This window comes from uncultured Clostridium sp., from assembly GCF_947039605.1.
Classification (GTDB): domain Bacteria; phylum Bacillota; class Clostridia; order Clostridiales; family Clostridiaceae; genus Sarcina.
Genome location: NZ_CAMQZG010000049.1, coordinates 1 through 21,926 on the forward strand (window position 1 = coordinate 1; position 21,926 = coordinate 21,926).

Annotated in this window: 19 protein-coding genes; 4 read left to right on the forward strand and 15 right to left on the reverse strand. The window is 28.7% G+C overall.

Translation table 11 applies throughout. The features are described 5' to 3' along the window. The first annotated feature begins 65 nt into the window (after nucleotides 1–65). On the forward strand, nucleotides 66–1,250 hold the full coding sequence (locus Q0V24_RS14240) for a hypothetical protein (RefSeq protein ID WP_297522456.1): 1,185 nt from the start codon (nucleotides 66–68) through the stop codon (nucleotides 1,248–1,250). Nucleotides 1,251–1,287: 37 nt separating this feature from the next. Here the strand turns inward: Q0V24_RS14240 and Q0V24_RS14245 are convergent, their stop codons facing one another. Continuing rightward, nucleotides 1,288–1,962: a Pr6Pr family membrane protein gene (locus Q0V24_RS14245; protein WP_297522457.1), complete on the reverse strand. Its 675-nt coding sequence runs from the start codon at nucleotides 1,960–1,962 to the stop codon at nucleotides 1,288–1,290. A gap of 406 nt (nucleotides 1,963–2,368) precedes the next feature. Between Q0V24_RS14245 and Q0V24_RS14250 the strand changes: the two genes are divergently transcribed. Then, the gene (locus Q0V24_RS14250) at nucleotides 2,369–4,993 is read left to right on the forward strand and encodes an SH3 domain-containing protein (RefSeq protein ID WP_297522458.1); all 2,625 of its coding nucleotides are present in this window, start codon (nucleotides 2,369–2,371) and stop codon (nucleotides 4,991–4,993) included. Nucleotides 4,994–5,022: 29 nt separating this feature from the next. Here Q0V24_RS14250 and Q0V24_RS14255 read toward each other — a convergent pair whose 3' ends face one another. From Q0V24_RS14255 to Q0V24_RS14295, 9 genes are all read right to left on the reverse strand, one after another. Next, nucleotides 5,023–5,802, reverse strand: coding sequence for a hypothetical protein (locus tag Q0V24_RS14255; protein WP_297522459.1), 780 nt, complete (start codon nucleotides 5,800–5,802; stop codon nucleotides 5,023–5,025). A gap of 102 nt (nucleotides 5,803–5,904) precedes the next feature. Further along, nucleotides 5,905–6,705 (reverse strand): HAD family hydrolase, encoded by an 801-nt coding sequence (locus Q0V24_RS14260; protein ID WP_297522460.1) that lies wholly within the window; start codon nucleotides 6,703–6,705, stop codon nucleotides 5,905–5,907. Between the two features lie 710 nt (nucleotides 6,706–7,415). Next, nucleotides 7,416–9,065: an FUSC family protein gene (locus Q0V24_RS14265; protein ID WP_297522461.1), complete on the reverse strand. Its 1,650-nt coding sequence runs from the start codon at nucleotides 9,063–9,065 to the stop codon at nucleotides 7,416–7,418. Nucleotides 9,066–9,264: 199 nt separating this feature from the next. Then, nucleotides 9,265–10,311: a DUF4179 domain-containing protein gene (locus tag Q0V24_RS14270; protein ID WP_297522462.1), complete on the reverse strand. Its 1,047-nt coding sequence runs from the start codon at nucleotides 10,309–10,311 to the stop codon at nucleotides 9,265–9,267. A gap of 16 nt (nucleotides 10,312–10,327) precedes the next feature. Continuing rightward, a complete protein-coding gene (locus Q0V24_RS14275; RefSeq protein WP_297522463.1) occupies nucleotides 10,328–10,876 on the reverse strand; it encodes a sigma-70 family RNA polymerase sigma factor in 549 nt (182 codons plus the stop codon). Nucleotides 10,877–11,046: 170 nt separating this feature from the next. After that, complete coding sequence (locus tag Q0V24_RS14280) at nucleotides 11,047–11,154, reverse strand: adenine deaminase C-terminal domain-containing protein (RefSeq protein WP_366938315.1); 108 nt, start codon at nucleotides 11,152–11,154, stop codon at nucleotides 11,047–11,049. A gap of 34 nt (nucleotides 11,155–11,188) precedes the next feature. Continuing rightward, nucleotides 11,189–11,542: a phage holin family protein gene (locus Q0V24_RS14285; RefSeq protein WP_297522464.1), complete on the reverse strand. Its 354-nt coding sequence runs from the start codon at nucleotides 11,540–11,542 to the stop codon at nucleotides 11,189–11,191. A gap of 101 nt (nucleotides 11,543–11,643) precedes the next feature. Further along, nucleotides 11,644–13,326, reverse strand: coding sequence for an FUSC family protein (locus Q0V24_RS14290; protein WP_297522465.1), 1,683 nt, complete (start codon nucleotides 13,324–13,326; stop codon nucleotides 11,644–11,646). Between the two features lie 216 nt (nucleotides 13,327–13,542). Next, complete coding sequence (locus tag Q0V24_RS14295) at nucleotides 13,543–15,171, reverse strand: amidohydrolase (RefSeq protein ID WP_297522466.1); 1,629 nt, start codon at nucleotides 15,169–15,171, stop codon at nucleotides 13,543–13,545. Nucleotides 15,172–15,592: 421 nt separating this feature from the next. On the opposite strand from Q0V24_RS14295, the gene Q0V24_RS14300 reads away from it, so the two are divergent. Then, nucleotides 15,593–16,351, forward strand: coding sequence for a sulfite exporter TauE/SafE family protein (locus Q0V24_RS14300; protein WP_297522467.1), 759 nt, complete (start codon nucleotides 15,593–15,595; stop codon nucleotides 16,349–16,351). 124 nt (nucleotides 16,352–16,475) lie between these two features. On the opposite strand, the gene Q0V24_RS14305 is transcribed toward Q0V24_RS14300, so the two are convergent. Further along, the gene (locus tag Q0V24_RS14305) at nucleotides 16,476–16,628 is read right to left on the reverse strand and encodes a hypothetical protein (protein WP_297522468.1); all 153 of its coding nucleotides are present in this window, start codon (nucleotides 16,626–16,628) and stop codon (nucleotides 16,476–16,478) included. Between the two features lie 720 nt (nucleotides 16,629–17,348). On the opposite strand from Q0V24_RS14305, the gene Q0V24_RS14310 reads away from it, so the two are divergent. Next, nucleotides 17,349–20,009, forward strand: coding sequence for a glycosyl hydrolase family 18 protein (locus Q0V24_RS14310; RefSeq protein WP_297522469.1), 2,661 nt, complete (start codon nucleotides 17,349–17,351; stop codon nucleotides 20,007–20,009). A 58-nt stretch (nucleotides 20,010–20,067) separates the two neighbouring features. On the opposite strand, the gene Q0V24_RS14315 is transcribed toward Q0V24_RS14310, so the two are convergent. The 4 genes from Q0V24_RS14315 to Q0V24_RS14330 form a co-directional block, all read right to left on the reverse strand. Further along, nucleotides 20,068–20,478, reverse strand: coding sequence for a hypothetical protein (locus Q0V24_RS14315; RefSeq protein ID WP_297522470.1), 411 nt, complete (start codon nucleotides 20,476–20,478; stop codon nucleotides 20,068–20,070). A gap of 37 nt (nucleotides 20,479–20,515) precedes the next feature. Continuing rightward, nucleotides 20,516–20,944 carry a hypothetical protein gene (locus tag Q0V24_RS14320; RefSeq protein ID WP_297522471.1) on the reverse strand — a complete coding sequence of 143 codons (429 nt, stop codon included), beginning with the start codon at nucleotides 20,942–20,944 and terminating at the stop codon, nucleotides 20,516–20,518. Between the two features lie 135 nt (nucleotides 20,945–21,079). Continuing rightward, a complete protein-coding gene (locus Q0V24_RS14325; RefSeq protein ID WP_297522472.1) occupies nucleotides 21,080–21,481 on the reverse strand; it encodes a hypothetical protein in 402 nt (133 codons plus the stop codon). Between the two features lie 273 nt (nucleotides 21,482–21,754). After that, entirely contained in the window at nucleotides 21,755–21,886 is a 132-nt protein-coding gene (locus tag Q0V24_RS14330) for a hypothetical protein (RefSeq protein WP_297522473.1), read from the reverse strand. Between the last annotated feature and the right edge of the window lie 40 nt (nucleotides 21,887–21,926).

A 21,926-nucleotide genomic window follows, 5' to 3' on the forward strand; every position in this document is an offset into this window, starting at 1 on the left:
GAAGAAACAGTAAAAATCTCGATATGGATATATTTGTCCATATTTTGAGTAGCAGGTTATTTTTTATGGATAACATCTCAAACCCAAATGAAATAACTATGGATTTAACAGAAGATATAAAATCTTTAAATACTCTTAGAAACTTAAAAGCTGAACTAGACTCTAATGGTATTTCAAAAAAAATCCAACTAGATATCGATACTTTGATCTTAACTAACTTTAAAAATGAAGAACTTCAAAAGCTTAAAACGGAAATAATTAGCTCATATAATTCACTAGAAACCGAAGCTAGAACATTCTATGGTTTTACATATGCTACTCTTATCGAAAAAAATAAAGCTGAGGTTGAATATAAAGAAATTTCAAATTTAAAAAAACTTGCCGAAAGTTCAAATGAAGATATTACTACTCGAAAAAATATCTTAAATAAAATAAATAACATGACATTTACAATAAAAAATATAGCACCTCTTCTTTATGATGTAGATATTGCTTGTAGAACTTTTCATAACTTCACATATAATTCTATTTCTGAAGTTGAAGCAGCTATTCATGAGAAAAATATTCTTAATGAATTTATTAAAATAGATGAAATACTTGATGAAACTAGAGAAATCTATGCAATTATAAATATAAAGAAAAAAGTTACTGATATAAAAAAGTATTCTTACTCTAACTTAGAAATTAAAAATTATATAAAAAAGATAGATATTAAAATTGAAAAAATTGAAAAAGAATTAAAATGTTATAAAGGTAGTACATACTCTTCTCTTGAGTATGTTCAAACTATAAAAGATGAAATATATTATATAGAAACTGAAGCATATAAATTTGATTTATTATCAAAAGATGGGCTGAAGTTTTTCCTAGAACTTATGAGTCTTAAACAATTTGAAACTGATGAGGCAAAGCTTATTATAGAAGATTATAGACATCAATTTATAACTATGGAAGACAAAGAAATTGTAAGAGAAGAAAAACTTGAAAAGGGTATTATCAAAAAAAAGAAAAAAATAAAGCTTAAAATAGCTATAGGAGTTCAAATAGCTACTTTTATTGGTCTAATACCTAGCATAATCGCTGTAGTTGTTGGAGTTCTTTCTGGTACACACATAGCCTTTGCAATTGGACTTAGTGGTATATTAGTTTTTGCTGCTTCACTTCCTTTTTGTCTTGGATATATAGCTTACTACAACCTATCTAACGGTATTAACTATATTAAAGATAAAAGTAAATCTATTTTCAAATAAAAAAGCAGTTTGCAAATTTGCAAACTGCTTTTTTATGTTATTTACATGTATTTAATGAATCATTATTCCTACCTTTTGAAAAAGCCTTACTAAACAATAATGCTATCTTGTCCATTATAACTAATAAGAAACTTAATCCTAAAAATGCTGGTATTAAAAGATCTATTAAATTTTGTATTAATTCTCTTACTGTTAAAACATTCATATTCAAGAATGGATAAGGATAAACATGTATTATGTGTCCTATCCCTATTGCATAGAATAAATATATTATTGGGAATATAATCCACATAAGAATTTGTTTGAATTTATATATCCCTTTCCTTTCAAATACAAAATAATCTACAAGAAATGCTATTGGTGAGAATCCATGCAATATGTATTCTTCAAATTTAACTATACCATGTGCATGCCATGCTTCATTTAATACTAAAAAGAATACAAGTCCTGCAACCCATATGTATAAGGTAATTGCTCCCCTTACAGAATCTTTATCTAAAAACTTAATTTTCTTCTTAAAAAATGCTTTATTAAGATACCAAAGCATAACTAATATATTACTTAATTCTGTAAAGTATGATACATACCCAAGTACTCTTCCACCTACAGTTGGTATTAGTGTTGCTGTTAATTGATCATATAATGCAATTAAAAGTGCTGCTAAAATAATTAGCCCTACTACACCTCTATAAATATTTTTTGATTTATTCATGTTATCTCCCTTTTCCCTTTGTTTTCTCTTTCCAATTCAAATTATATACACATATAATTCATGACATATTCATATATAATAATTTATATTCATTTGATTGTCAAACTATATATTTAACTATTCCCATTCTTTTCCTAGCCATCTACTATTAGTATTAAAAATATAAAACCTTACCACTAATTAATTTACAATTTCTTATCAATTTCCTATTATTATTATTATTATCATAATTTTATAAGTCTTTAAATAACTAATTATATCTATTTTTGATATTATAAATAACATTTAGTAAATATTTGTTTGTGAAAATAAATCAAATACCTATTATAATTTAACTTACGAAAATTTATTCATTAGCCATTTTATTTTAGCTAATATATTTTATTTAAAAGGAGGCTTTAAAGCTATGAAACAAAAGGAAATAATCACCACTTTAGCTATAGCTGGGGCTATTGTAGCAGCTCATCATAGCACTCCCACGCATAAGATTCATAATGTGAAAAACCCTAACAATAGGGAAGTAATTTTACTTACTTCACAAAATCAAACTTTGGGCGAAGTGACTAATACTTCTTTTCTTCATTTTAGAAGTGGACCTACTACTAATGATTCTATAATTAGAACTCTTAGTGGTAACCAAAAAATGATAATACTTGGTACATATGGAGATTGGTATAAAGTTAATATAAATGGTACTATCGGTTATGTTTTCTCTTACTATGTAAAGAAATTAGATAACAATAGCTCTAACGATGCACCAACTAGTAGTCAAGAAACCGGATCACTTGTTAATACAACATTCCTTCATCTTAGAGATAGTGCTACTACTAATTCAAATATACTAGAAACGCTTTACTCTAATGATAAAATCGTAGTTCTTGGAAAAGAAGGTTCTTGGTATAAAGTTCAGGTTAATGGCCAAATTGGTTATGTTTATGGATATTACATTCAAGCAAGCTCTAATAAAGCACCTGATGTGACTCCTAAAAATCCTGATATTTCACCATCTACAAATAGTATAGGAACTGGACATTTAATTAATACTACATTCCTCCACTTTAGAAGTGCTGCTACACTTGATTCTGATATTATCTCAACTTTATCTGAGAACAGTCAAATTACAGTAATAAAAAAAGTTGGTTCTTGGTATGAAGTTAAAGTTGATAATCAAGTTGGCTATGTTTATGGGTATTACTTAAGTGTAACTCCAGATTCTCATATAACTCCAAAGCCTACCCCAATTCCTAGCACTCCAACTGCTAATGGAATTGGTAGTGGAAACCTAATTAATACTACTTTCTTACATCTTAGAGATAGAGCTACTACTAACTCTAATATATTAGAAACTATTTATAACAATGATAAAATTACTGTTCTTTCAAAAGATGGTAACTGGTATAAAATTGAAGTTAATGACCAAGTTGGTTATGTGTTTGGATATTATTTAAATGTTAATTACAATGATACAGTAACTCCTGATCAGGGTAGTTCAACTTCTAATATAGTAATTGGACAAGTTGTAAATTCTCCTTATCTTCATGTAAGAGTAGGTGCTGGTACTAACTTCTCTATCTTAGAAGATATTTATCGTGGTAATAAAGTTGAAGTCATGAAAAAAGTTGGAGATTGGTATGAAATTAAAATAAATGGCAAAATAGGTTATGTTTATGATTACTATTTAGAAATTGTTTCAGGCACTTTATCTACTGACACAGGGCATAATACAGACCATGGTAAACATCCTATCAAACCAACTGAAAATTTTGAACATGGTGTAGTTATAAACCTAACATCACTTAATGTTAGAAATAAACCTGGTACAAGTTCTAAAGTTCTTGGAACTTTAAATGGCGGACAAAGTGTTTCTATCATCTCTGCCTCAAACGGTTGGTTTAAAATTGATTATAATGGCCAAGATGCCTATGTAAGTGCTAACTATATTAAACTTACAAGCCCATTTGATAATGCAAAAACTAGTGATGCTAGTGGTATTTCTAACTTAAATGCTACTGGTACTATAAGTTCATACGTTGCAAATATAAGAGCTAATGCATCTACTTCCGCTACTATTATTGGTCAAGAAACTATAAACTCACCTGTTGTTATAACCGGTGAAAAAGATAATTTCTATCAAATAAAACTTGGTAATAAATTTGGATTTATATCAAAAAAACTTATTACTACAACCGGTAGTTCTGAAGATTCTGGAGATAAAAAGCATGAGTCTAGTGAAGATACCCCTGTTAATCCTATAGACCACACAACTCAAATAAAAACGAGTTATCCAATTACGTTAAATGATTATGTAAATATGGAATATAACAACTGGCCATTATTCTCTAAACAACAATTTATGAATGCAATTAACCCACAACATATTGATAATATGTTTGAGTTTTTAAGAATTGATAAATTTAGAGCAGTAGATGTTTCAAAACTTAATGAATTACTTGAGGGAAAAGGTGTTTTATCTGGACAAGGGCAAGCTTTTGTAAATGCTTGTAAAAATCATAGTATAGACCCTCTTTACTTTGTAAATCAGAGTATACTTGAAACAGGCTATGGAAGAAGTAAACTTGCTAGAGGTGTTACAATCTCTAAGATAGCTATACAAAGTAAACCTGAGTATAATTCACAAGGTCAGCTTGTAGGTTATCAAATGCAACAATTACCTCATCCTGTAACAGTTTATAACTTATTTGGAATAGGTGCTGAAGATAATAGTTCTACATTCCCTGACAAAGCATTAGTTCTTGGAACTACTTATGCTTATACTCATGGTTGGACATCTGTAGCTTCTGCTATTGATGGTGCTGCTGAATTTGTTTCTAGTAACTATGTTAATAATAGTTATTATAGCCAAAACACAGTTTATAAATTAAGATTTTCACCACAAATCTCAAGTATCTGGCATCAATATTCAACTAATGTTGAATATGCTCAACTTCTTGCTGATTTAATGAAAGAACATATGAATATATACAAATCATCAGATAATTTTACGTATGATGTACCTGTATTTAAATCTTAATATAAATAAGGACAAGCAAAAGCTTGTCCTTATTTATTCATTTTTTTAGTTAATATTTCTCTATCTTTCACCTTATAATCTCTATTATCAAATGGAGAGTTTATAAGTGCTTTAACAAATAATTGAGGATAAAATTCTTTTAAATGATACATATAATTAACCCATCTTCTTGCAAGTAATCTATAGACTATATCAATATCTTGCTTGATGTGTTCTTTTTCATAATCTTCCATACTACCATCTATATATCTATCATCTAGTTCACTTTTTAAATGAAAAACTGACATTACTATTTTATTAAACTCTTCACGCTTTTGAAGACTTGTACTCGTTAGTAAATCCATAAGCATTGGTGTACCATCATCTAAAGTTTTCTTTAACAAATCTAAATCTATTTTATCTATATCTACACAATATTTAAAATTATTAAATTCATCAAATAATCTTTGATAGTCAGGTTCTTCCCAATCATCTTTAATTAAAGCTTTATGTCTAACCTCATCCATACATCCATCAGATTTTATTATAATTTCTAAAGTTTTATTCCCTATTTCATTATAAAAAATATCAACAAGCATATTAACTTGCTTTCTTTCTTTTTTATCATCTTTGCTATTTAAGATATAGTTAAATAAAAAACCCGTTACAAGCATATTAAATGGTGTATTAATAATTGTTTTAATCATATTATCATACATATTTTTAACATCATGAAATACTAAATAGTATACACCAGTAAATACTACTGTTAGCCCTACTAAAAGAATACCTTTTTTTAATTTCTTCTTACTACTATTATCGCCTAACATATGCACCTCGCTATACTATAATATATAGCAAGAATACTTGTTTTGTGATTCTTATGTTCAATAAAAAAATGAGCCACCAATTAAATTGATAACTCACTTTATTTATATCATTTCCATTTTTACTAAAGCTTTGTATATTCCATCATTTTCAACATCTTCTGTTGTATCATAAGCAACTTTTAATAACTCAGGGTGACTATGTCCCATTGCTATTCCATGCTTAACAAATTCAAACATCTCTATGTCATTTTCTCCATCACCAAAAGCATAAGTATTTTCCACTGAAATTTCCAACTTCTCTATAAGATGTTGTATTCCATATGCCTTTGTGCATCCTCTTCTATACATATCATAAGAACCTTGTCCTGGATGCTGCATAAACACAAAATCATTATCATATTTAAGCATAAAATCTTTAAATGTAGCTTGTCCATCATCAATTATAACAATCTTACTAACTGATATTTCATCTCTATCCCATTTATCTGTTATATTGTTAAGTGGCAGTGCAAATCCATCTAAAACTCTTCTACTTCCTGGAGTTTCAAAGTTATTTATATAACTCTTAGATTGTCCTTCTAATAGATAGTCAATTTTCTCTCCATCAAGCTCATCAATGATTGTATTCATAAGATCCTTTTGAATAGCATCATCAAATATAGCCTCACTCTCAAGTTCTATATATGTACCATTAGATGTAATATACCCGTCAAGTCCAAGTGTTAATAATGACTCTCCTAGAAAACTCATAGGTCTTCCTGTTGCAAGTATTGTTAAATATCCATTTTCTTTTAACTTTTCAATAGCTTCTTTTGTTTTCTGGCTAGGCTCTTCTAAGCCTCTTCTACAATCTATAAGTGTGCCATCAACATCAAAGAAAACTACACCTTTTATATTTTTCATACAAACACCCCCTACTTACACTATACCATATAATCTATGCTTTTTAAATTTTAGAATACTATAGATAAAGAGATGTAATCCCTGACTACATCTCTTCTTAACCTTATTTGACTTGCTGTGCCATTATAAATATATGTCTACCTATACCATCACGTGAAATACCCACCACTTAGCCTAAAGACTTGAAGTCGGGGCTTCGTATAATCCTGTCTAACCATATAGGTAATTATTTTACAGACTATCAGTTTCCAACGCTATGGGTTTTTTTAGGAGAACCCTTTCCGTATTTCCTACGGTACTGCAAGCTTAAGACTTGCTTTTGGAAACCTATAATTATATTATATCCAAGCTTGAATTATTAATACATGGGAATTATTTGCGTTTAGCTAAAGCTACGTCAATTCATCTCACTACCTGTAGAGGTGGGAGAATTCTCTCAAATTTTAGTTAAAGATCTATTTATAAAGCAATATTCTTTGTAGAATACTGCTTTTACTTAATTCTCTAATTCAACTTTTTAGTTTTATTAAAACTTCCTCTTATAACACTTACAAATAAAATAATTGTAAGTGCTATATAACAATAGGTACGAGTGACAAATCCATATTGCTCAATCTGCTGAGTACTCAGTAAAAACCATATAATTGTAAGCAGCCATCTAGACATAAACATCTTTTTTATTATCTCCATATTATCCCCTAAAAAAACTATTAACAGCTTATTTTCTCTTCACTTTCAAAATAGTGCTTTATATAAATATTATTTAAAACTTCTCTCTTCTCATTAAAGAACTTTTTAAGCTCACCAATTTCATTTGGACAGTTATTAACTACATTAACTCTATCCTCAAAAAATGCTGGCAGAAGATATAATGTTCTTAATGTATCTACATTAGTATTTCTACTCATTTCATCATTCATTTTATCTACAATTAAATTACAAGTATTTTTAACTTCTACATTACCATCTGATAATTTATATGGACATATATATTTACTAGCTATAACAACCACCACTGCTGCTAAAACTACAAATGATAATCTAGTCAGTGCAAACCAAGGCGCATTCCCTGATGCTCCTATATCTGCTAAAACTGAAGTCGTTACAATAATCATAAGACTTCTATAATGTTTAGCATATGGATTGCAATATCCTGCACATAAAACTACAAGTCCTCTGATGGCTGGTTCTTTTATAACTGCAAATAATCCAACTACTAAAATTGCACCAATAATAGTTCCCTCAATCCTATATCTAGCTCTCTCCTTAGTTAGCTCTGAATAAGGTTGAAGTAATGAGAACATAGTATAAACTATCCATCTTCCCTCTGTAATATTCATAATATCAACTATAAAAGCTGCAACTGTAAGTAATAAAGCAAGTTTAAATCCATAAGAAACTTTAAGCGTATCTTTTTTAAAATTATCTTTAAATATTCTAGTAACTTTGAAAGCTTCTGGAATATCCTTTCTCTCAAACTCTTGCTTTTTAGTTTCTACACTTTCAAGTTCCTTAATTTCTACTATTAATTTATTAATACAATATTCTATTTCTGAGCTATCCTCATTTAAAGAATTAGCTTTTAACTTCGTAAAATTATTTTTTTCTACTGCTAATAAAACTGAATTTATTAGACTAATAACTCTCTCTTTTTTACTCGCGTCATTTTCTAAAACTTCTCTATCAAAAGTAAGAATTATTCTTTCAAGTAAACATACTATATCAGTAAATCTAGCTCCTCCATCTGTTAGGAAAAACTTATGTTTTCTACTCTCATAAATAACCTTTTTCACATTATTAATCTTTGCTAAAGCCAAATCTTTATTGTCAGTCTTTTCTTCTATATTAGTTTTTAAATCTCCTAAAACACCTTTTAAAGTTGATATAAATGACTTTTTAACTTTTCCTTTGTTAAACACAAATTGGATAATCATAGTAACAAATGCACCAAAAATAAGAGCTGCTATTCTAAGCATAAAATCTCTTCCCTCAACAGGTTTATACATCATAAATAGATACTGAAAACCTATTGGAATAATAAGTGGACTTTTAAGTTTTGAACTAAAGAAATATCCTATAATAAATAATGAGAAAAAGTTAACTGGAATACCTATCCATGGATTCACCAGCGCAAGACTAGCAAATACCCCCGTAAAGATATTAAGAACTATAAGTTTAATTAAGTTTTCAACTGGGGCTGCAGTTAAATCTCTTTGTACAAATGCAAGTGCACTTGTAATAACTACTACTCCTACTATCTGATTAGCATCACCAAATAAAAAGCTTGTTAAATTTACAAAACCTAATATAAAAATAAAGATGATAGTATTCCACATAATTTGACCTTTGTTTAATTTCAACCAAAACACCTTCTTTTATATATTTTAAATATATAGTATTGTACCACTTTTTAGATAATTTTCCAAATGATGTAATATAAACTTAAGAATTCATTATAAAGTTATTTAAACTATAAAAGCAGTACCAATATTTAATATATTAGTACTGCCCTTAAAATGTTATTTTTCTAAATTATCTTTTAAAATTAAAATAATATTTCTACTTTAATTTTATAGTAAATGGCTCTCCAAAGTTTGTGTATTCATCTGGCATCTTTCCTCCACCTTTTGGATATACTTTATATACTCCTTGTAGTCTTATCTCTGTTGCCTCATCTGAAAGACCTCCATCTAATTGATTTATCTCAAACATCCCCTCATTACCTTTTCTATACCTTCCATCAAACTCAACTTTATTTCCAAGATTATCAGTTCCTACAAAATCTAACGAACAATCTTCTAATGTATTTTCACCATATTTAACATATATTTTTTGTCCAACCTTATTACTAGTATACTTTTCTATAATTATTGCTTCATCACCATCTTTAACCTCTATATTAGGTTCTATAACTTTTGTATCCGCAATTATCTCACTTGGGTCCACAGTAAACTCAAAATCCCAACTTCCTCTAATAGGATTAAGCACACCTTCTTCTTGTTCTGTACTTGCCCAAACTTCACGTAAAGCTATTCTAATATCTAAAGGTTTAGTTAAATCCACCTTAGATAAATCAATTCCATACTCCCCTTCATCGGCAAAAGTATTCTCCTCTATTAATGCCCCTGTTCCTCCACCACTATCAGAAACACTTTTGCCATTTATATAAACATCTCCATACATTGATATATTTCTAAACTGCTTTTCTTTATTTTCAATATGCGTAGTTGAAGAAACCAAAAGCATATCCCCATCTAAAATAACTTCATTAAGCTTTATAGTAACCCCCTTATCAGTAATACTTTGATCTATAACTGTTTTATAATCATCTAAATCTCTATTTCCACCAAAGAAATATCCTATCTCATAAGTAGGTAAATTTATACTAGCTATAACATCTTGACCATAAGGTGTGATTAAAAGTCCTGCCCCTACAATAGCACAAACACCAGCAACTTTAGCAAGCTTTGACTTCTTTTTCTTCTTAGTCATCTTCTTTACAAATTTCTTCATCTTCATTTTTTCTATATCATTCATTTCCTCTTTTTTATAACCATCTAAATTTATATCACTATCATTTACCATATCAAATATATCTTTCTTCATAAAACTCACCCCTTAATTAAACTCTTGCATGTGCAAATAAATTCTTAATTTTTCTTTTACCTCTAGAAAGTCTATTATAAATAACATTTCTATTAAGTCCTGTTTCCTGTGTAACTTCATCCATCTCTTTTTCATCAACATAAAGCTTAATAAATAACTCTCTATCACTTTCTTTTAGACAAGTTAAAAACTCTTCCGTCTCATCACTAAGCTCTATCTTTTGTGATGATAACTCTAAACTTTCCGTTGCACTAATAATGACATCATCTATATCAGTAAGACTTAAATCCTTAAAATACTTTCTCTTAAAATCTATAGACTTAAATTTTGATATTCCTGCTATCCAGTTTTTTATGTTTCCCCTTGTACCATCAAATCTATCACTATTATTCCAAATATCCATCAAAACCTCATTCATACAATCATCTACCAGACTTGGAAACTCACTAAGATGCTTTTTACATACAGTCTTAATAACCCAACCATAATTATCAATCAAAAACTCTAAAGCTTTCTCATTTTTCTTTTTTAATTCTTTTATAAAATTCTCTTCTAAAATTTTCATTTTTACCCCTTTTCCCCCAAGCTTGGAACTTTTGGTTTAACCTCTTACACTTATTATTCCGAAAACTATGTATGCAAATCTATCAAAACTCTAAAACTTTTTTATAAATTTTCAATTTCTTCATTTTTAAATTCAAAAAAAGCCATAACAAATCGTTATGACTTCTATCTTTATTCTATTATCAAGATTACTACTTTTCCCTCTTTAACATCTATAAGGCCCTTATCAGTTATCTTAAGATTTGGACTTACAGGAAGTGTTAGAGTGCAAAGTGACATTATAATTTTAGTAACTATTTGTTCCCACCTAAAATTAATTATTATTATTATTGTTATTCTCTCCTATATGCACAAGTGAAGTTAATACAGCGATTCCTATAGATATTAACACCGCTGGGAAAAATCCATTTATACTTATCCCAGGAACTAAAGCTGATGCTAAAAGTATCATTAATACATTTACAACAAGAGCAAATAATCCAAAGGTCAAGCATGTTATAGGCAAACTAATAAGCTGAATTACTGGTCGTATAACTAAATTAACTATCATAAGTACAACTGCAAATATTATTATTGGTGTTATCCCTGTAAAAGTACCCATATGTAAATACTTTATCCCTACATATGTTACTACAAATATTATGACTAACTTAATTAGTGCTTTCATAAAATCATCCTTTCAATTCATAAAATGAATCTTTTAAATTTCACTAATAGTTTCCCTCATTTTTCATCTTTTATAACTAGAAAAAAGAATAGCCTTTAAAATTATTCCATGACTAATTCTAAAGGCATTTCTAACTCTTTATTTTCTTTTCCATCCATAAAGTAATATATACTATAAACTTCATTTATTGCTCGTCTTTTTTTATCTGCAAACTCTGCAAGTAATTCAAGCTCTTTTTCATCTATATTAGTAGACTTAAACTTATCTTCTAAAAAAGCAGGCAGTAGATATAATGATTTAACAATATTATCATCTTTATTCTCTATTATATCTTCTTTCATAGTTTTTATAACTTTTAAATATCCTAGTTTTAGTTCATCATTACCATCTTTTAAATGATAAGGTATTATAAATTTACTCGCAAGCATTGCAAGCAAAGCACCTGCTATGACAAATAAAACTCTTTGCATAATAAATTCTATTGCGCCTCCTTCAATGGCTGCTGCTGCAACTGCTGAAACTGTCACCAGAATCATTACTTTTTTATAGTCCTTAGCATATGGATTTAAATATCCAGCAAGTAAAATAACAAGTCCTCTAAGTGCACCATCCTGTATAAATGTAAATGCAACTAATACTATAAAAGCTCCAATTATAGTACCTTCAACTCTTTGTCTTGTCCTTATTTTTGAACTTTCAGCGTAAGGTTGAGTTAAAGAAAAGACTGTATAGACCATCCATTTTCCTTGTGGTATTTTAAAGAAATCTACTATAAATATACTAATAGTTCCTATAATAGCAAGTCTTAAAGCATATGAAACTTTTAATGATTCTAAAGAAAAATTATCCTTCATAACCTTTATAGTTTTAAATTTTTCTGGTATATTATATACTTGTAAACTTACCTTTGAATCAACTTTTGATAAAGCACTACATTCATCTACAAGTCCCTTTAATGACTTTATTACTCTCACATTTTCTTTTGAAATTTCACGTTCAAAATATGCTACATGAATTTCTGAAAAGTCATTATTTTCAATTCCGATTTTTAAATTTAATAAACACTTGCTAACATGTTTATTAAATTCACCCTCTTGAATATCTTCTTTATTTTCAAAAATTATGTTAAGTCTTTCAAGTAAATAAATTATATTAGTTACTCTCTTTCCTTCATCACATAAATAAAAGCTCTTTTTTCTCCCTTCATAAACTATTTTTTTAAGTTTATTTATTTTCTCCGTAGCACTATCATAAACCTTTGCTTCAGATTCTAAACTACTTATTAAATCTGATAAAACACCTACAAATATAGATTTAAAGCTTTTTTTAAGTTTATTTTTATTAGCTAATAATTGCAGTCCCATTATAAAGAATGCTCCAAATACTAAACTAATAAGTCTTAAGCCAAACTCTCTTCCGCTTACTGGTGTAAATAACATAAATAAATATTGAAGCCCAAATCCAATAACTACCGGTTCTTTAAGGTTTGAACTAAAGAAATATCCCACCACAAATAAAGCTATAAAATTTATAGGTATCCCTATCCAAAGATTTATACTAGCTATATAAGCAAATATTCCTGTAAATAAATTAATTGCTATAAGATTTATTAAATTTTCAACTGGTGCCCCTGTTAAATCTCTTTGTAGTAATATCAATCCAGATGTTATTACTGTAACCCCAACAACGCTATTTATATCACCAAACATCATATTAAAAATATTTATAAATGCTATGATTACTACAAATAATATCGTATTATTTACAATATTCTTTTTATTCAAAAAGTCTTCCTCCAATCAGTTTCTATTTATGATTGTTTAAAATTTATATTTTAAACTTATCTCTATATTTATCAAAGAGTATTGTATCACCTTTTACTATTTAAACAGTATTTTAGATGCATTGTTAATTCTTTCTTTACATTATTCTACATTTTTCTACATTCTATATTAAATAAAAAAGTAGATTTACATTACTGCAAATCTACTTAATATTATCTATGCTTTATAAATTGTATTTCCATCTTTAATAGTTTCAAGAACTTTTATTGTTTTAAGCTCTTTTTTATCAAGTATAATTGGACATTTATCAAGTATTACAAAGTCTGCAACTTTTCCTACTTCTATACTTCCTTTTGTTTTCTCTTCAAAGTATTGATAAGCTCCATTTATAGTAACTGCTTTTATAGCATCAATAACACCTATTTTTTGCTCTTCTCCAAGAACTCTACCACTCTGAGTCATTCTATTCACCGCATTGTGTATTGCAAGTGTTATTATAGGCATTTTAACTGGTGGATCTTGATGAAGTGTAAAGTTCATCCCTCTTTTTAAAGCTGATCCTGCTGGTGAGATTCTATTTGCTCTTTCTTCTCCAAGCACTGAATCATAGTGATAATCTCCCCAATAGAAAATATGATCTAGGAAAAATGTTGGAATCATTCCTATTCTCTTCATACAATCTAATTGATCTTCTCTAACAGTTTGACAATGAACCATAACTGGTCTTAAATTAGCTTGATTCCCTGTATTTTCTAAAGCTTTTTTATAACATCTTATAAATTGATCAGATGCTGCATCACCATTACAATGTGCATTAACCTGTATATTATTATCAATGCATTCTGTTACGTATGCTTCAACATATTCATCAGGTTGTGTTCCATATCCACAATAATCTTCTTTTTGTCCTTCTGGTACAACAAAGTATGGTTTTGTAAGCCATGCTGTTTTTGCTTGAGGTGATCCATCAAGCCACATTTTTCCACCAAGTAATTTATAATGATTATAATACTTAGCATCAAGTGTTGAAGTTTTCTCCATAAGCTCTGCTGTTACTGGCTGCACTGCATATCCAATTATATCTAACTTTAACTTTCCGTATTTTGCTGCTGCACCAAGAAGTTGATTCATTCCTTTATCAACACTAGCATCTTGTGCTGTTGTAATTCCATATGATGCATATAAATCTTGAGCTTTTTCAAGTGCTACAAGAACATCTTCAAATGATGGTGCACCTATAAGAGATTTTTTAGACTCTATTAAAAAGGCTGTTTCTTCTAAAATACCATTAGCCTCGTTTGTATCTTTAACAGTTTGAACAACTCCACCCTCTGGGACTATATAATCATTGCCTACATATCCAAATATCTCTAAAACTTTTGAATTTACTGCTGCAATATGTCCTGAAGCGTGTGTTATAAATATAGGAATTTCTGTTGAGACTTTATCTAAATCAAATTTTGTAGGATGTTTTCCATCTGCAAATTTTGAATTATCATATCCAAGCCCAAGTAACCATTCATTTTCTTTTTTAGGATTTTCGCTTAAATAAACTTTAAGCTTATCTACCATTTCCTCTCTTGATGTAACATCTTCAAAGTTTGGCATCATTGATGACTGTGCAATTGCAACAATATGTCCATGAGGGTCTATAAACCCTGGTAACATTGTCTTACCTTTTAAATTTATCTCTTCGGTATCATTTTCATCATATGCTAACTGTAAAATTTCTTCATTATCTCCTATAGCTTTTATGATTCCATTTTCAACAAAAACCGCTTCATATATTCCATTGTTTTTATCTACTGTAATAATCTTTCCATTAAAATAAACTTTTTTATTCATCCTTGTACACCCTCCTAAAATAATCAAATTATATTTATATTTCTTTCACTTAATTATAAACTGTATATAAATATTAATTTATAGTTTTTGATAAATATTAAAAAAACGTTAATTTATTTTACATTTTTAAACAAATTTATATTTTCTTTCTATATTACTCTCTCTTTCTTCAGATTTCAAACACTCATCTTTAATATTTTAATCAAAAAAATATTAACTTATTGATACTTTATTTATGAATTAATATTTTTTTCACATTTTATCTAAATTTTCTAGGTAATATTAATATTTTGTTTATTCAATTGCATAATATAAAGTGGTATTCTACTTATGGTATTTTAAAACCTGTAAAAATTCATTACAACTAGCTTTAAATAGTTTTTTACATAATAAATTTAAAAAGAAAAAAGAGGGATTTCAAATGGATTTAGAACAAGTACTTTTATTTGCACTTATAATTATGATTACTTATTTTATTGAAGGTCTTATAGGCTTTGGTGGAACTATAATGGCACTTCCCCTTGCATCTATGGTTGTTCCATTAGAAACTACAGTTCATGTTCTAACAATTATAGTACTTTTAGCTTCTATAGTAATTGCTATACGAGATTTTAAACATATTGCAAAAAAAGAATTTATGAAAATCACTGGATTTATGATGATAGGACTTCCTATTGGTATGGTATTGTTTAAATTATTGCCTGAACGACCACTTAAAATTGCTTTAGGTATCTTTATGGTTGTCATTGGTATCAAAGGCATTTATACTATTAGATGTAAGAATAAAAATACTTCTACACAAAATATTGAAACTCAAAATTCAAAAACAAAAACTATCATTGAGAATTTAACTTTATTTATAGGCGGGATAGTTCATGGAGCTTTCACTTGTGGTGGACCTTTTGTTGTCGTTTATGCAACAAAAAACATAAAAGATAAATTTAGCTTTAGAGCTACACTTTGTGCGCTTTGGGCATCTCTTAATTCAGTAATGCTTTTAATTAATGTTTATAGACAAGAAATCACACCTGAAATCATTGAACTTTCAGGGTTTACTATGATTTTTGTAATACTAGCTATATTTATCAGTAATAAAATAATTCAAAAAATAAATGCTGATTCATTTAATAAATTTGTTTATGTAGCTTTATGTATTTCTGGTATTTTAATGACTAGTTAACATAGTTTAAATTATATTCAACTATTTAAAAATGACCCACTCAATTCCGTCAGATTATATAGTTGATATTTTTTATATAAATAAAAAAAGCAAGCGATTCGCTTGCTTTTTCCTATATATCGGATTAATCAAATAATCCTCCACCATTTCCTGTTTTAACACCTTTAGAATTATTTCCTGTTCCTATGTTCTTTTCAGCTTTAGGATTATTTCTTTGAAGACCTTTTTTCTTTTTCTCTTCTATTATCTTCTTCATCATTTCCATGTTTTTATTCATATGTATAACCTGTCCTTATCTTAAATTAGTTCCGAACTCATTATACAACATAATCTCTAATATAAAAATTTTATTTTAAAAGATATTTAACTACTTTGATCTTTTAATCAAATTCATTTCAAATATTTCAGTCAATTTTTAGCCATAATAAATTTCTGCTTAACATTTTAAGTTATAAATAAATTTATTTATTTATCATTTTTTACCTTTCTTTAATTTTTTTCATAAAATTTAAATTCGTTTTTATTTTTTTTTAATTTAATTCAAAAAATTAAAAACTTTATATAATTCAAATTTCACTATATATTAAGGGCTTTTTAGACAAATTTTTTATTCAATTAAATTTTTTTCCCAATTAAATTCTCCCTTAGCTCAATAGTTAAACATTTACATTTGAATTTTTCTATTATATCTCACGTAAGTCATATAGCCAGAATATTCCCTCTATGAAATATACAAATAATATTTTTTAACATTAAAGTATAAATTTCTTTAATCCAATTAAATTTTATAAATATATCTATACAAAAATCTTTTTAAAAATTCTTTTAAGTTTTTAAAATTCAAATCGATAACTTTTTTAGCATAAGTGCTTATTTTTTGCACTTATTATATTTTCTTAGTACTTATTACAGAAAAATTTGTCTAAATATTTTTGTACTAAATCATTTACATTTATTGTAAAATCTATTTATAGTATGTTTTAAGGGGGAATCAATTTTGATAAATAAAACAATGAAAAGAACAATCACTACTGTTGCTTTATCAGCAATGGCATTATCAGCACTTCCAGTATCAGCTCCTGTTCAAGCCGCTCCTAAGGCTCCAGAGGCACCTAAAACTTCTGCTGACCAATCAGTAGAAAGAAAAATCATTGGATACTTCCCAGAGTGGGCTTATAAAAGTGAAGCTCAAGGATATTTCAATATGACAGACTTACAATGGGATGAGCTTACTCATATCCAATATTCATTTGCTATGGTAGATGAAAAAACAAATAAAATATCTTTTGGTAGCGATGAAGGTTTTGCTGCTACACAAGATGACTTCTCTGATCTTTCAGATGAGCAAATGACTTATAAAGGTGAAGTTATAGGAATAGATCCTAGCCTACCTTACAAAGGTCATTTTAATATCATGCAACAAATGAAAGCTAAAAACCCAGATGTAGATCTTTTAATGTCTGTTGGTGGATGGGCTGGTTCTAGAGGTTTCTATACAATGATGGATACAGATGCTGGTAGACAGACATTTGCTGATTCATGTGTAGATTTTATAAGAAAATACGATTTTGATGGAATTGATATAGATTTTGAATATCCATCTGCAACAAGTCAATCAGGAAATCCTGATGATTTTGATGTAAGCGAACCAAGAAGAAAAGTAATCAATGCTAACTACAATAAAATGATGAGAACATTAAGAGAAACTATCGATCAAGCAGGTGTTGAAGATAATAAAGATTATCTTTTAAGTGCTGCTGTTACTGCTTCAGCATGGGTTCTTGGTGGAGTTTCAGATAACTCATATGCTAAAGACCTTGATTTCCTTAGTGTAATGTCATATGACTTCCACGGTGGATGGAATGAATTTGTTGAAAACTTAGCTAATATATATCCAGATGAAGCTGATACAGAAACAATTCAAATGTTAATGCCTGTACTTAGCATGGACTGGGCTTATAGATATTATAGAGGGGTACTTCCTCCTGAGCAAATTTTAATGGGTATTCCATATTATTCAAGAGGATGGGAAAATGTTAATGGTGGAGATGGAACTGGTCTTCATGGAAAAAGTAAAACTCCTGCTTCTGGAAAGTACAATGTATGGGGAGATGATTTAGATGGTGATGGTGAATTAGAACCAGCTGGTGCTAACCCATTATGGCATATCATGAACCTTATGGATCAAGATCCTAACTTAACAAAGCATTGGGATGATGCTGGTAAAGTTCCTCATGTATGGCAAGATGAAGAAAAAGTATTCTTATCATTCGAAGATGAGCAATCAATCGATGAGAGAATTAAATATATCGAAGATAAAAACCTTGGTGGAGCTTTAATTTGGGTAATGAATGGTGATTTTACTGAAAACCCTAACTATGTTCCTGGATCAACAGATATAAATGAAGGTAAATATACTCATGGAAATACTCTTACTAAGAGATTAAGTGATGGATTTAAAGCTATGGGACCTGCTAGTATTACTGATGAAACACCTCAAACTGATGGTGATATCAAAGTAGATGTTGATATGACAGGAAACTATGATCACCCTAACTATTCATATAAATTAAATATCACAAACCATACTGGTGAAAAAATTGATGGTGGTTGGGATGTATCATTTGATCTTCCTAAATCAGCAGAATTCAAATCATCATGGGGCGGAGCTATGACTCAAGTTGATAATGGAGATTTTAATAGAATTACTATAACATCAGCTGGTTGGAATGGTCTTGACCCTGGTGCTACAGTAACTCTTGAAGGTATGATAGGTCTTTGCTTCTCTGGAGTAAGAAATGTTACATTTAACGGAATGAACCCAGTTGGAGATAGTGAAATTACACCTCCACCTGCTGAAAACCAAAAACCTGTAATCAAAGGTGCTTCAAATAAAACTTTAACTGTTGGAGATAGCTTCGATGCTTTAGCTGGAGTTACAGCTAATGATAAAGAAGATGGTGATTTAACATCAAAAATTAAAGTTGAAGGTAAAGTTGACACAAATAAAGCTGGTAAATATAACTTAACTTATACTGTTTCAGATAGTGAAAAGGCTACAACAACTCTTAAAAGAGTTATCACAGTTGAAGATAAAGAAATTACTCCTCCACCTACAGAAAATACAAAACCTGTAATAAGCGGTGTAGAAGATAAAGAAATTAAAGTTGGAGATAAATTTGATGCTATGGCTGGAGTTACAGCTACAGACAAAGAAGATGGTACTCTAACATCAAAAGTTAAAGTTACTGGAAAAGTTGATACAAACAAAGCTGGTAAATATGACTTAACTTACAAAGTTACAGATAGTAGCAATTCTACTACTACAGAATCAAGAACTATAACTGTTACTAAAGAAGAAATCACTCCACCAACACCTGGTGATAATTTCGAGTTAGATAAAGTTTATAATACTGGTGATTCAGTAGTATACAAAGGTAAAGAATACACAGCTAAATGGTGGACACAAGGTGCTTACCCAGATGCTAGTGATGCTTGGGAAGCAAAATCTGCTACAGACCCTGATGGTACAGAGCAATATACACCTGGAAAAGCTTATAATGGTGGTGCTGTAGTTTCACACAATGGTGCTAAATATAAAGCTAAATGGTGGACAAACACAACTCCTGGAAGTGATTCTTCATGGGAAAAAATCTAATTTTTAATTAGATATAAAAGAAACAGTATTGAACTTTTAGTTCGATACTGTTTTTTTATTATTTCATAATATATGTTGCTTCTAATTCAATTTGCTTTAATCTATCATATATTTCCTCACATCGCTCTGTTGCCACATCTATTGTCTTCATAAGATTATCTACATACGCATCATTAAGCCCATCTTTATTATTCACAAATTTTTTCACATCACAAACTCTATCTCTCAAAGTTTTAACATGCTTTTCTGTACTATCAACTTCCTCTGAATATATCTCTGAAACATTATCTAAATAATGACTATAAGCAACTTCCATTTCGCCTTCAATATATGATAGCTCCCTATAATCATCACTTACTTCAAATTTTTTCATATTACTTTTTCTTATATAACTCACAACACTCTCAAATTCTTTTATAAGAGTTATTGCTTCTATTGCCAATTTTTTTCTTTTTGATAAATTTCTCATTATTTATCCTCCATAAGTATACAAACCTTTCTACTTTTCAAAACATATACTCATTTGCCATATGCTCTAAAACTTTAAGCTCGCCATATATTTGTTCCGCTCGCTTTTCTATGTAATATAGTTTATCTAATTCTGTTGATAAAAACTCTTCCTCTATTTCTCCACTACTTTCTATTCCTTCTATGCTTAAAAATTCTTCTTTTTTCAACTTTACTACTTCATAAAAATAGGCATTACAATTACCCCAGCCCTCCATTTCATCTTTATATACTTTTGAAATGTTATCAAGATAAAATTCAGTTCTTCCATATTCCATATCAATTAAAAGTTTTCTATAATCTTCACTAACTAATATCTCATAAATTTTATTTTCACTGATTCCAGATAATAAAACTAAATTGTTATATTCCTCTATAAGACTCACCGCTTGCTTTACTAATATTTTTCTTTTTTCTAATAACTTCATTTATCTCTCCCACTGCGATTTAGATAAAAATGCCAAGTAATATTTAACCATATTATATTGGCTTTTTTATAATTTTAGGTAACAAAATAACTACATATAAAAAAGAGCTACCATTTAACTGATAGCCCTTTTTAACTATATAGCTTGTGCCTCTTTTTCTATTTCTTTTAATCTATTGTAAATTTGTCTGCATCTTAAATCTGCATAATATATATTTCCAACAAAATGAATAAAATCAGCTTTATTCATTTGTTCAAAATTCGCTTCTATATTTTGCTTTATTCCTAATACAAGTTCTGGGAATGTAGGTGCAAGTTCACCAAGCCCTTCAAATTCTATTTCATATATATGAGATATTTTTGTTAATGGAAATATTAATTTTTCGTCCTCTAACTCATATGAAATTTGAGTATATTCATCATCAATTCTTAGTTCCTCTATTCTAGATTCTCTAATATCTACTGATATTCCCTCAAATTCTCTTATCAATGATATGACCTCATCAATTAATTTTTTCCTTTTATCTAACGTGTCCATTATTTTCTCCTTCTGTTTATGTTTGGATCCTTTTCTGCTATATTTTCTCTATTATATTTTAACATACCAATATATTAAAAACTAATCGCATTAAAGCTTATTAGCCACTCCTTTTCCGAATATAAAGCACTCTTTCCCAAACATCTCAAAATCCCTTATTTTAAAACCATCTTACTCTATTATCTTATATTTTCTCTATTTATATTGCACCATCCTAATAATTTATATCTATATTATTATTTAATTCTTTATTTTTTATGTATTGAGTGGACTTTATTTTTTAAATAAAAGTTTAATACCTTTTATTCCAGCTCCAACTATTACCCCTGCTACTAATATTGGTAGAATTGATAAAACTATATTTCCTATGTATGTTGAATTTATTAGTGCTAGTGAACTACTCACCACTTAGCTAAAGCTTGAAGTGGGAGCTTCCTAGCCAAGA

Excerpts from the sequence above, each read along its gene's own strand:
- Q0V24_RS14240 (WP_297522456.1), top strand. The coding sequence starts at position 66 with ATGGATAACATCTCAAACCCAAATGAAATAACTATGGATTTAACAGAA.
- Q0V24_RS14245 (WP_297522457.1), bottom strand. The coding sequence starts at position 1,962 with ATGAATAAATCAAAAAATATTTATAGAGGTGTAGTAGGGCTAATTATT.
- Q0V24_RS14250 (WP_297522458.1), top strand. The coding sequence starts at position 2,369 with ATGAAACAAAAGGAAATAATCACCACTTTAGCTATAGCTGGGGCTATT.
- Q0V24_RS14255 (WP_297522459.1), bottom strand. The coding sequence starts at position 5,802 with ATGTTAGGCGATAATAGTAGTAAGAAGAAATTAAAAAAAGGTATTCTT.
- Q0V24_RS14260 (WP_297522460.1), bottom strand. The coding sequence starts at position 6,705 with ATGAAAAATATAAAAGGTGTAGTTTTCTTTGATGTTGATGGCACACTT.
- Q0V24_RS14270 (WP_297522462.1), bottom strand. The coding sequence starts at position 10,311 with ATGAAGAAAGATATATTTGATATGGTAAATGATAGTGATATAAATTTA.
- Q0V24_RS14275 (WP_297522463.1), bottom strand. The coding sequence starts at position 10,876 with ATGAAAATTTTAGAAGAGAATTTTATAAAAGAATTAAAAAAGAAAAAT.
- Q0V24_RS14280 (WP_366938315.1), bottom strand. The coding sequence starts at position 11,154 with ATGTCACTTTGCACTCTAACACTTCCTGTAAGTCCAAATCTTAAGATA.
- Q0V24_RS14285 (WP_297522464.1), bottom strand. The coding sequence starts at position 11,542 with ATGAAAGCACTAATTAAGTTAGTCATAATATTTGTAGTAACATATGTA.
- Q0V24_RS14295 (WP_297522466.1), bottom strand. The coding sequence starts at position 15,171 with ATGAATAAAAAAGTTTATTTTAATGGAAAGATTATTACAGTAGATAAA.
- Q0V24_RS14300 (WP_297522467.1), top strand. The coding sequence starts at position 15,593 with ATGGATTTAGAACAAGTACTTTTATTTGCACTTATAATTATGATTACT.
- Q0V24_RS14305 (WP_297522468.1), bottom strand. The coding sequence starts at position 16,628 with ATGAATAAAAACATGGAAATGATGAAGAAGATAATAGAAGAGAAAAAG.
- Q0V24_RS14315 (WP_297522470.1), bottom strand. The coding sequence starts at position 20,478 with ATGAGAAATTTATCAAAAAGAAAAAAATTGGCAATAGAAGCAATAACT.
- Q0V24_RS14320 (WP_297522471.1), bottom strand. The coding sequence starts at position 20,944 with ATGAAGTTATTAGAAAAAAGAAAAATATTAGTAAAGCAAGCGGTGAGT.
- Q0V24_RS14325 (WP_297522472.1), bottom strand. The coding sequence starts at position 21,481 with ATGGACACGTTAGATAAAAGGAAAAAATTAATTGATGAGGTCATATCA.